This window comes from Chlorogloeopsis fritschii PCC 6912, from assembly GCF_000317285.1.
Taxonomy (GTDB): domain Bacteria; phylum Cyanobacteriota; class Cyanobacteriia; order Cyanobacteriales; family Nostocaceae; genus Chlorogloeopsis; species Chlorogloeopsis fritschii.
In genome coordinates this window covers 105,102-116,820 of record NZ_AJLN01000145.1, presented here as the reverse complement: position 1 = coordinate 116,820, position 11,719 = coordinate 105,102, and the positions used below count along the sequence as shown (strand labels likewise).

Sequence of the window (11,719 nt, the reverse complement as noted above, 5' to 3'; positions counted from 1 at the left end):
CTATTCTGAAAGCGGCAAGATTACCGCAAGTAAATGTCAAAGTAAAACAATGGAAATTGCTACAACCAAATTCCCCCGTTGGTTCGTTCGCAGAGATATTGACGGTTTCTTTGGGCTAGCGCTCGATAATTTAATTCAAATTTTATTAATTGTCAGTTTGTGTCAAGGAGTGCTTGGCTTTCCTGTTTCGTTAGTCTACGGGCGCATATTACCAGGAATTGCTTTAAGTTTAATAGTTGGCAACTTTTATTACGCTTGGCTAGCAAAAGAGCAAGGAAAGCGCGAGCAGCGAGAAGATATTACTGCCCTGCCCTATGGTATTAACACCGTTAGCCTTTTTGCCTATATTTTTCTGGTGATGCTGCCCGTAAGATTGGCAGCAATTTCTGGTGGTGCGTCAAATGAACAAGCTGCTGAATTAGCTTGGCAGGCAGGATTGGTGGCTTGCTTTGGTTCCGGTTTGATTGAATTGGCTGGAGCTTGGGTTGGCGATCCACTCCGTCGCCTTGCCCCCCGTGCGGCACTGCTTTCTACTTTGGGCGGTATTGCCATTACTTTTATTGCCATTGGCTTTTTATTCCGTACCTTTGCCAATCCCGTAGTAGGTTTAGTCCCTCTGGGTGTAATTTTGCTAACTTATTTTGGGCGAGTGCGATTTAGCATTCCTGGTGGGTTGTTGGCTGTTCTGTTGGGAATTGCCTTGGCTTGGGGAACAGGTTTGTTGAGTTGGGATAACGCCAAGTTTGCCACCGCCTTACAACCGATTGGATTTTATCTACCAGGATTGTGGCTGGGGAAATTGTGGAGTAGTCGTTCAGTATTAATCGAGTATTTCAGCATTATTTTACCAATGGGGTTGTTTAACCTTGTTGGCAGTCTCCAGAATTTAGAAAGTGCGGAAGCTGCGGGCGATACTTATCCTGCTACTCCTTCTTTAGCGGCAAATGGTATTGGCACGTTGGTAGCTGCTATTTGTGGTTCTTGTTTTCCAACCACGATTTATATTGGTCACCCTGGCTGGAAAGCTTTAGGGGCAAGAATCGGCTACTCTATTCTTAATGGCATCATTATGGGCTTGTTCTGCCTAACTGGAACTGTAGCAATGTTGGCTTACTTTGTTCCGATTGAAGCAGGGATGGCAATTGTATTGTGGATCGGGATTGTGATTGTAGCTCAAAGTTTTACAGCGACTCCACCGCATCATGCACCTGCTGTCGTTATCGGTTTATTACCAGGAATTGCTGGTTGGGGTGCTTTAATTGCCAAAAATGCACTGCGGGCAGCAGGTTTGGGTACACCAGAAAAACCTTTAACACCAGCTTTAATTGAGCAGTTTAAGTTGAGCGATACCTATATTGATGGAGCTTTTGCTCTCGAACAGGGATTTATTTTTTCAGCTATGATTTTAGCTGGTATTACAGTCTACATTATTGAGCGAAAATTTCGCCATGCTGCCTATTGGTCTGTTTTTGCTGCTCTAATTTCCTGGGTTGGATTAATGCACAGTTATCGCTGGACTGTTGCAGATACGGTTGTAAATTTAGGCTGGGGAACTGGAACAGCTTGGGCAGTTGGTTATATTTTGCTAGCGATTCTGTTTTTCTATGTTGATTGGCAAGAAGCACGACGTAATACTTGAGGCGATCGCATAGCACATACAAGAATCGCGTAGACGCGGAGCGGCTTCCGCAGGTAGCGACTCCTTTGGAGTATCGCACTCATGGCGGATGGGGAATTCCGCGAGTTTAGTTAAATTATAAGTGCTTAAAATTACGATTGAGCATTATTAAATCCTTGGAGCTAGGGAGCTATGTCTACTCCACTCTCAAACAATCCAACTATGATGGATTGGAAGACACTTCTGACACCTAAAAGACTCGGCAAAGAGCAACCAGAAAACCTGCAATTTGGCCGTACCCCCTTTCATAGAGACTACGATCGCCTGGTGTTTTCTTCTCCTTTTCGTCGTCTCAAAGATAAAACCCAAGTCTTCTCTTTACCTACCAACGATTACATTCGTACTCGTCTGATTCACAGTCTTGAAGTTTCTTGTGTTGGTAGATCTCTAGGCAGGATGGTTGGAGAGCAAATTGTACGAAAATATCAACTCAATGAGTATGGATTTAGTGCTTCAGACTTTGGTGATATTGTCTCTGCTGCCTGTCTAGCTCATGATATTGGTAATCCTCCTTTTGGTCATTCTGGAGAAGACGCTATTCGTACAGGATTTGAATCTTGGTACAGCACAATTTTTCATTCTAAAAAGGAAATATTAAGCAAAGCTCAAAAAGCTGATTTTGATTTATTTGAAGGTAATGCTCAAGGCTTTCGGATTATTACAAAACTAGAAATGCCGCAAAGAAAAGGAGGAATGCAACTCACCTGTCCAACATTAGCTGCTTTTACCAAGTACCCTCAAGAATCTTTTATTCCAAAGCATATACTTAATGGTTATGTAGGTAGAAGTGTAGAAAAATATGGTTTTTTCCAAGCAGAAAAAGAATTATTTACTGAAGTAGCAGAAACAGTAGGATTAATCCGTCGTCATCATAATGCAGCCTGGTGGTGTAGGCATCCACTGGCATTTCTTGTTGAAGCCGCGGATGATATATGCTACTCCATTATTGATATAGAAGATGGCTATCGCATGGGCTATATTCCATTTGATGAAGCTAAAGATTTACTAAATGAAATTGCCCAAATTAATGATTTAGAAAATTCTTCAGAAAGTAAAGCAGAAAAAGTAAAACGCCTACGTGCTAAAGCTATAAACAATCTGATTGAAGAAACTATCAAGACTTTTTTAGATAATGAAGACAGTTTGCTTAAAGGAGAATACGACCAAGGATTACTAACACAAAGCATTTACGCTCAACATCTGAAAAAAATTGCCGAAGTGAGTCGCATTTCTGTTTTTCAACATCCTGATATTGTGGGTATAAAAATTGCTGGATATGAAGTTTTAGGGAAACTATTCGCTGAATTTGTTAATGCAGTTTTATATGACAGTAACAAAGGCAGATTAATTCTTTGTATGCTTCCCCAAGGGTATCACCCCAATGATAACGATGATATATATGACAAAATTTTGAGAATAACAGACTATATATCTGGCATGACTGATTCTTATGCCACTAGTGTATTCCAACAAATTAGCGGCATTTCTTTGAGATAAAAATTTATTTTTTTCCCTTAAAAAACTTCCATATCAGTTAGTCTAAGTACCCGCTCTTGATTGACGATGATCCAGCCGTGCTAAAATTAATCCCCCTGCTTTCTCAATACAGAAAGGACAGGGGGATTCTTGTCGCAGGGAACAGGATTGGGGGAATAGGCTTGAAACTCTCTTAATTTCCGGCTTTTATCATCAGTTGATGTCCTAAGCTACCTGACAAATGCCATATTATTTAGCCAATTACCACAAAGCCCTTACACCATTACCATTATCATCCTCTTGAACGGCTCCTGGTGTAGTTGTATCTTGTCCTGGTGTTGGTGTAGTTGTATCTTGCACGGGTTGAGCACCAGGAGCAGTTTCGTTTTCGTCAATGGTAGTTGTATCATCTACTGTTCCAGGCTGAGTTACCCCAGGAGTTGTTCCAGGCTGAGTTACACCAGGAGTTGTTCCAGGCTGAGTTACACCAGGAGTTGTTCCAGGTTGAGTTACACCGGGAGTTGTTCCAGGTTGAGTTACACCGGGAGTTGCTTGAGCAACGTTGGCAGGATTTAGATTGATTTCGGCTTTGGCTGGAATAGTAAACAAAGCACTAACACCAGCAACACCAATCACAGTAGCAATGTTTGTGAATAAATTCTTGGTATTTTTTGTACTCATGAATGAAACCTCCTTTATGTAAAATTTGAGTAATTGCTTTATCTTTTGTGTATTCAATCTAAGAGCTTTTGCAAAAAGTAACAAAATAATTTCATATATATTACTTGCACATTTTTGTAGTAGCTCAAATCTTGAATTGACAAAGGTTTCTGACCAAAAAACGATGGACAGAAAAATTTAAAATTGAAGGTTTCGTTCAAGTGTAGAAATAGTAATAATGCTATTTATCTATCTAAAGTTTGATTAAGAAGAAAATGACAATAGCTATTTTTTAAGAAAACATTATCCAGTAAATCTCCATTAATCAACGAAAATCAGAGAATGACAAAGTTTACCGCATATTCAGTAGATTTTTAATAGAAAAATGCAGAACAAAACGAATAATCTCATCTATTTAGTTTTGATACTCGGTGTATCAATCAACTTGGTTGTTCCTCAATCTGCTTGGGCGGATGAGCAAATATTTCTATTGCCAGACACTTATGAAACCCAGTCCCAAACAACTCGATTAGAAGTTAATCTGAGTCGGCGACGAGTATTTGTCTACCGTGGTAAAAATTTAATTAAAAGTTACCCAGTTGCAATTGGACGCCGTAACTGGGAAACCCCTACAGGAAGATTTAAAGTACAACAATTATTACAAAACCCTACGTGGATTCACCCGATAACAGGCAAAGAAATTAAAGGAGGAACACCAGAAAATCCTCTAGGAAATTATTGGATTGGTTTTTGGACTGATGGACGAAATTGGGTTGGATTCCATGGTACTCCTAATCCCGAAACAGTAGGTAAAGCAATCTCCCACGGTTGTTTGCGAATGTACAACAGAGATATTAAAGAATTATTTCAACTGGTGACTTTAGGAACATCTGTAAACGTCATCAAATAATCAAATAAATTAGTTTTATGTGCCTTGTCTTCTTACCCTGCTTTTGATAGATGTGTTCTAAATCTGTCAAAATGTAGGTCGAGCGATATACGGCTTGGCATTATCTAGAACTGTTCCTTTAGAGACATGAGAGATGACACGCTCTCCAAATCGGGATAATCAACCTCCATCGAGTTTCAACAGACGTTTACGACTCCTCCTCTTCAGCCGCACCAGTCTAGCTGTAGGTGTGATTTTGTTTGCTGGTGCTGTGGGAGGCGCGTTGTGGGCTTGGATCTTTATTAACGAAAGGCTAGCACCGCTAGTAGAAAAGAACATCCAGCAAATACTTGGGCGACCTGTACAGGTAGGAGAAGTCCAAGATATTTCCTTTAATGGCTTACGTTTTGGCTCATCATCAGTACCTGCTACAGCCACAGATCCAGATAATCTCAGAGCTAGGGCTGTCGAAGTGCAGTTTGATCCGTGGCAACTACTACTAAACCGAACTTTAAAGCTAAATGTTACCTTAGTTCAACCCAATGTTTATATTGCACAGGATCGAGAAGGGCGCTGGGTAACAACGGAAATTAAAACTCCACCCGAAGAGGGAGTCGGTTTGATCAGAACTGATTTGGAATCCATCCGGGTAGAGAACGCTGATGTATTGTTGTTCCCCTATTCTGAGCCAAAAAGACCTAAGGCTTTTGTGGGGTTAACTCAGGTAAATGGTGTAGCTAATTTTCTAGATCAAAATCAGCGGATTAATTTTACACTCAACGGTCAACCCAGGAGAGGAGGAAATTTACGAATTGCTGGAGAGACAAACTTAAAAGCAAATCAAACTAATCTCAAAATTAATTCCTCTAATCTGCTAGCCTCTGATGTTACTCGATTGATAGAGTTGCCACTTGACTTACAAGGTGGTCGTTTAGATAGTAATTTAACAGTCCAATTTCAACCCACTCAACCAGAGATTGCTCTGTTTGGAACTGTCGGTTTAAATCAAGTAACTGCACAAATTGCTAATGTCCCTAGAGCATTTAATAATACTACAGGAAAACTAGAATTTCAGGGTCAAACAGTTGCGGTAGAAAACTTAAATACAAGTTATGGCAGTATTCCGCTGCAAGCCAGTGGCAAGTTAAATACCGAAACTGGTTACAACCTTACAGCTCAGGTGAAAGCAGCTAGCGTTAAAAACCTTTTAGACACATTAAATGTTAACTTACCAGTTCCAACAGCTGGAACAGTACAAGCAAATTTGCAATTGCAAGGACAACTGCAAAAACCGATTTTGGCAGGAACTATTAGTACTGTTCAATCTGCTCAAATTGACCGCTTGACATTTAGTAATATCAGCAGTCGTTTACGCCTGACTCCTTCTGAACTTGTTCTTTCCAACATTCAAGCAACGCCAACAGTCGGAGGAAAAATAACTGGTAACGGTAGAGTTGGGTTAGGCACTCAAAACAAGATTGCTTTCAACTTGCAGGCACAGAATTTACCTGGAGATGCGATCGCTAAAATCTATGAAGCTGCTCCTACATTCACAATTGGCAATATTTCCGCAAACGCCCAAGTTTCCGGCATTCCTGGTAATTTCCAAACAGCAGTACAATTGCAAGCACCAGGTGCTACCTACTCTGGTCAAGTGGGAATTTTAATCGAAAACACGGGAGTTGTCAGGTTCCAAGATGGTGTTTTTAAAGTGGCAGGGGGTACAATCCAAGCTAGAGGTAGCCTTGCCCAAGAAAAATGGCAAGCTTTTGTAGACGTAAATAACATTCAGTTGAGTCGTCTTCCCCAAGTACCACCCCAGTACCAAGGTGTTTTAAACGGTGAATTTGCTTTATCTGGAACGACAAAATCTTTCCAACCTTCAGCCATTCAAGCCTCAGGGCAGGCAAATGTAAAATTGGCACAAGGCAATGTTAACCTCAATAATATTCGCCTCAATAACGGTCGCTGGCAAGCTGTTGTCAATGCTTCCCAAGTTCCACTGAGTCAAGTGGCACAAAATTTACCACCAGGACAAATCCTTAGCTCTAACTTGAATCTGCTGGGAACCACTGAATCCTTTCAACTTTCAGATATTCAAGCCGCAGGGCAGGCAAACTTGCGTTTAGCAGATGGCACGGTAAATCTGAGAAATATTCGCTTAGATGACGGACGTTGGCAAGCTTTAGCTAATATTTCCCAAGTTCAACTTGATACTTTATCGCCACAATTGCGGGGACGGCTCAATGGTGAAGTCAGCGCGAGTGGAACTACTGAATCTTTCCAACTCTCCAACATTCAAGCCGCAGGGCAAGTACGTTTTTCCCAAGGTTTAGCCCAACTGCAACAACCTTTGAGCGCCCAATTTCAATGGAATGGGGAGCAGTTGCAAATTTTACAGGCGACTGCACCAGGGTTGAGGGCTGCGGGTACTGTAGCAGTTCAAGTGGAGGAAACGCCTCAAGTTACGGGATTCAACTTGGATGTCCAAGCGCAAAACTATAACTTGCAAAATCTTCCCCTTAACCTACCTGGAGATGTAGCACTTGCAGGTCTAATAGATTTTACCGGACAACTCACTGGTACTCCTGCGACTCCGATCGCTTCTGGAGATATTCGGTTAAGGAATTTTGCAGTCAATGGAGTGGCGTTCGATCCGCTGCTTACAGGGCAAGTAAATTTTCAGCCAGAACAAGGAACACGACTTCAGCTAACTGGCAAACAAGACCAAATTGCCCTTACTCTTGACCCTAATAATCGCCCACTTTCATTTTTAATTCAACGCGATCGCGCTGTTGCAACTGGCAGAACCGAAGGAGAAAATCTTTTTGTTAACGTCCGCGATTTTCCTGTAGCGGTGCTAGAAAATTTTGTTCCCCGTAATGCAACTTTAAGACCTGTTGCCGGAAATATATCTGGGGATTTAGTTGTTAATTTAACCAACAATACCTTTGTCGGAGATATAGCGATCGCTCAACCCAGAATCGGCAGAATCAGCGCCGATGAATTTCGAGGGCGAATTGGTTTTGCTGATGGTACTTTTACTTTACAACAAGGTCAGATCCGCCAAGGTGAAGGACTTTACTCCCTTAGTGGTGAGTTGCCAACTCTTGGCGATCGCCCGCTACAATTTCAACTGAGCTTCAACCAAGCCAGAATAGAGCAAGTATTGCAAGCAGTAAGTATCTTTGGTTTTCAAGACGTAGCCACCGGCTTGCAAGCTCCAGATTTAGCTGGGGCAGAGGCACTACAAACTCAGCCTGTAAGTCTACCAAATGCGCCTTTACTCGCACAATTGCGCTTTTTTGACAAAATCCAAGAAATTGTTGCCCAACAGCGCCAGGAGCAGCAACAAGAGGCTAGAATCCCAACGCTGGCAGAGTTAACTGGGACAATTAGTGGTAACGTAGCAGTAACTGGCACTTTACAGCAAGGGTTGAATATCGGCTTTAATCTCACAGGTTCGGATTGGGAATGGGGTAAATACAATATCAATCAAGTTATTGCTCAAGGTAATTTTGCAGATGGAGTTTTGACGTTACTACCCCTGCGAGCAAATTTGAATGGCTCGCTCCTAGCTTTTAGCGGACAACTTAGTCAAGAGCAACTTTCTGGACAAGCGCGAGCAGAAGCTTTACCAGTAGAACTTATAGAGCCTTTTTTACCTGATTTACCTGTAGATATTACGGGGACACTCAACACCCTTGTCACTCTAGGAGGCAATTTGGAGAATCCTAGAGCAATTGGGGAAATAGGGCTGGTGAACGGTACTGTGAATAAACAATCTGTAGACACAGCGCAAGTTAGCTTCAATTACAACGATGCTCGCTTGAATTTTGGCAGTACTGTACAAATTGCAGGTACAGGTACACAACCAGTGCAAATTACAGGTAGCGTACCGTTCGAGTTACCTTTCGCTGCTGTTGAACCCGATAGTAACCAAATTAGCATTCAAGCTAACGTGCAAGATGAAGGTTTAGCAGTAGTTAACGCCTTTACTAATCAATTTAGTTGGGTTAAAGGTCAGGGACAAGTAGATGTAGAAATTGAAGGCACATTAGATCAACCAGTTGTTAGTGGTATTACGACAATTAAAAATGCGACTTTGAACGTACAAAATCTGCCTGAACCACTGACAAATGTAACTGGAACAATACGGTTTGTGGGCGATCGCTTCATCGTCGAGCAACTTCAAGGCGATTACAGCCGGGGACAATTAACTGCTAAGGGAATTTTGCCGATTTTTGCCACTCAAAATGCCCAACAACAAGCAGCAACAAATCCTCTCACGATTACATCAGAAAATCTGCGGCTAAATCTGCCAGGATTGTATGAAGGTGGAGTTAGTGGCAATATTGTCATTACCGGAACAGCAAGAGATCCGCAAATTGGTGGAGATGTTCGCTTAAGTAATGGTGAGATATCCTTAAGGGAAAGAATTGCTGGTTTAAGTGCTGCTCCAACTACACCAGGTGCAACACCTACTCAAATCACAACAAATACAACACCTTCTCCAACTCCAGCTAACGAAACTCCTGCTACTCCACCTATACAATTTGCAGATTTACGGGTGTTCTTAGAAGATGATGTTCGCGTTACCGCCGAGCCACTTTTCAATTTTGTGGCAGAGGGTGATATTACCCTCAACGGCACATTAGCTGAACCTCGCCCTCAAGGAACAATTAGTCTTCGACGTGGGCAAGTGAATTTATTTGTCACTCAATTCGCCTTAGCTCGCGGTTACGAACAAACCGCAACATTTACTCCTAAGCTTGGCTTTGACCCAATTTTAGATGTTCGACTAGTAACTTTTGTACCTGAAGTTCGTGGCAGTCGATTACCAGCCACAGCCGGTTCTAGCGAAATTCAAGATATTTCTGCCATCAATTTCGGAACTTTAAATACTGTTCGTGTAGAAGCCAGAGTACAAGGGCCTGCTAGCGATTTAGCTGATAATCTGGAATTAACTAGTCAACCTGCTCGTACCGAAGCAGAAATAATTGCTTTAATCGGAGGTTCATTTTTAAATGTCCTCGGACAATCTGATACTGGTTTAGGAATTGCTACCATAGCTGGTTCTACTTTCTTTCCGGGGTTGCAAGGAACTGTTAGTCAACTTGGGGAAGCGATCGGTTTGAGAGATTTGCGCATATTTCCTACTGTTGTAACTAATCCGGCATCAAATGTTTCAGTGCTTGGTTTAGCAGCAGAGGCGGTGGTTGGTATAACTGACGATCTTTCGGCTTCCATATCGCGAGTTTTCGCTGCTAACGAATCCTTCCGTTACGGCATAATTTATCGTCTCAACGACCAATTTATTCTACGAGGTTTTACCAATTTAGCAGATGAGAGTAGAGCGGTAATTGAGTATGAAACACGATTTTAATTAAAAACACAGATCCCCGACTTCTTTAAGAAGTCAGGGATTTAACAAAGCGAATTTTACATTCAATTAATAAGCTCTACGAGCAAATTGGTAGTACAAGAAAATCGCGATGATTGAACCTAATACTGCCACAACTAAACCAGGAATGCTTAAGCTTGCAGAGGTAATTGCGAAAGTTCCCGTTTGTAGTAAAGTAACCAAAGTTCCACCAATAAAGGCACCAATAATTCCTAAAACGAGGGTACTAAGAATGCCGCCTCCCTGAGAACCAGGATAAATAGCTTTAGCAATAGCACCTGCCAATAAACCTAACACAATCCAAGCAAGAATGTTCATGGTTCAACTCCTTAACGTGTGTGAATAAGATAATTGTGAGATATTGTTTTCTAAGAGCTAAAACTGATATCGATAGACCCTAGATGTTCGCGAACTCCAACCGCTGTAGAGGAAAACAGATCCTCTTGTTCTTGATAAAGTAGAGTTAAGCGAGCAAACTCTACAACCATCTATGTCGTTGTCATATATGCACTGTTGGTAGTTACGGCATCGCTTGACTTCAAACCACCACAAAGAACTAAAGCGGTGTCAAAGTTCTGCCAGTGCGTTTGTTCATATTCTTAAATTAGCAAATCTACTCTGGTTAAGTTAACCATCTACAGTCGGATAACTATTCTTTCTATAGTTAGAAGCTCAATAATATCAGGTATCTATCTTTACATATACGAATTAGAGCAAAACTTTGAGAAAAATCCCTTATTAGAGTGATTGACAGTGTAAAGTGCTTTAAATGTGATGATTACTCGACGTTGCTAAACTATATACCCCAGCATGGATGTAAAAAACTTTCTTCCCTAGTCCCTAACCTCTAGCCCCTAAAACCTATTTTCAATTATCATTTTGTTTACTCGAAAAGTTTACAGACTTAGGACAGTAATCACTACAATTCATTGCTTCTTCTGTGAGCACAATAGAAGGCTGTACTGCACAATGCAGATGATAATTATTAGAAAAGTAACGACAAGTTTTACAGGGTAATTTATGTAAGGAATTGACCGAGAAATAAACTTTATTATTTTCAGTTACTCTCCTCATCTTAGAAATAACTAGTAAAACCCCTGCCCAAATCATGACAAAGCTGATAGTGGCACCACCGAGAGCAATTACCGTATCAGGCTGAAAAAAGTTATCGAGTTGAACAACATCTATTTGTACTTCACTTTGGTTAGCCTGATTTACATTTGTCTTGTCTTCTATATTTTGTATTGGTATTTTCTTAAGATACATATACATTACCTTGAATAGTATCCATTTTTGTGTAAATGTGTTGTTTTACTATGTCAGTAATTTTTACTCCTATATCTGGGGTGGTTTATTCTAATTAACTGCTTTGCAAAATTATAATTATAGGTGTAGCAAAAGCTAAATAATGGTATATCTGCCAGGAGATTTGCTTGTAATAATATGGTCGTATGCCAAAAGGAATAATACAGCAGAAGTCAGGAGCCAGAAGCCAGTAGACACGGTAGATGCGGAGCAGCTACTTGCAGAAGTCGCTACGCACCTAGCACAGGTAGCCAGAAGTAAAATAGCCATCATATATGACTTATAAGACTAAAGTTTTGTACCTCGC

The 11,719-nt window shown here is 41.1% G+C and carries 8 protein-coding genes; 5 read left to right on the top strand and 3 right to left on the bottom strand.

The genetic code is table 11. From position 1 onward, the window contains the following. The first annotated feature begins 49 nt into the window (after nucleotides 1-49). Together UYC_RS0132525 and UYC_RS0132520 are read left to right on the top strand one after the other, a co-directional pair. Nucleotides 50-1,639 carry a hypothetical protein gene (locus tag UYC_RS0132525; RefSeq protein ID WP_016876566.1) on the top strand — a complete coding sequence of 530 codons (1,590 nt, stop codon included), beginning with the start codon at nucleotides 50-52 and terminating at the stop codon, nucleotides 1,637-1,639. Nucleotides 1,640-1,810: 171 nt separating this feature from the next. Continuing rightward, nucleotides 1,811-3,175: a deoxyguanosinetriphosphate triphosphohydrolase gene (locus UYC_RS0132520; RefSeq protein WP_016876565.1), complete on the top strand. Its 1,365-nt coding sequence runs from the start codon at nucleotides 1,811-1,813 to the stop codon at nucleotides 3,173-3,175. A 240-nt stretch (nucleotides 3,176-3,415) separates the two neighbouring features. Here UYC_RS0132520 and UYC_RS0132515 read toward each other — a convergent pair whose 3' ends face one another. Continuing rightward, a complete protein-coding gene (locus UYC_RS0132515) occupies nucleotides 3,416-3,835 on the bottom strand; it encodes a hypothetical protein (protein ID WP_016876564.1) in 420 nt (139 codons plus the stop codon). A gap of 364 nt (nucleotides 3,836-4,199) precedes the next feature. On the opposite strand from UYC_RS0132515, the gene UYC_RS0132510 reads away from it, so the two are divergent. Beyond that, a complete protein-coding gene (locus UYC_RS0132510) occupies nucleotides 4,200-4,724 on the top strand; it encodes a L,D-transpeptidase (protein WP_016876563.1) in 525 nt (174 codons plus the stop codon). A gap of 133 nt (nucleotides 4,725-4,857) precedes the next feature. Continuing rightward, nucleotides 4,858-10,089, top strand: a complete 5,232-nt coding sequence (locus UYC_RS0132505) for a translocation/assembly module TamB domain-containing protein (protein WP_016876562.1) — start codon at nucleotides 4,858-4,860, stop codon at nucleotides 10,087-10,089. Nucleotides 10,090-10,155: 66 nt separating this feature from the next. On the opposite strand, the gene UYC_RS0132500 is transcribed toward UYC_RS0132505, so the two are convergent. After that, a complete protein-coding gene (locus UYC_RS0132500; RefSeq protein ID WP_016876561.1) occupies nucleotides 10,156-10,425 on the bottom strand; it encodes a GlsB/YeaQ/YmgE family stress response membrane protein in 270 nt (89 codons plus the stop codon). A gap of 549 nt (nucleotides 10,426-10,974) precedes the next feature. After that, entirely contained in the window at nucleotides 10,975-11,373 is a 399-nt protein-coding gene (locus UYC_RS0132490; protein WP_016876559.1) for a hypothetical protein, read from the bottom strand. A gap of 142 nt (nucleotides 11,374-11,515) precedes the next feature. Here UYC_RS0132490 and UYC_RS0132485 point away from each other — a divergent pair, with 142 nt between their 5' ends. After that, the gene (locus tag UYC_RS0132485; RefSeq protein ID WP_016876558.1) at nucleotides 11,516-11,698 is read left to right on the top strand and encodes a hypothetical protein; all 183 of its coding nucleotides are present in this window, start codon (nucleotides 11,516-11,518) and stop codon (nucleotides 11,696-11,698) included. Nucleotides 11,699-11,719 lie beyond the last annotated feature (21 nt).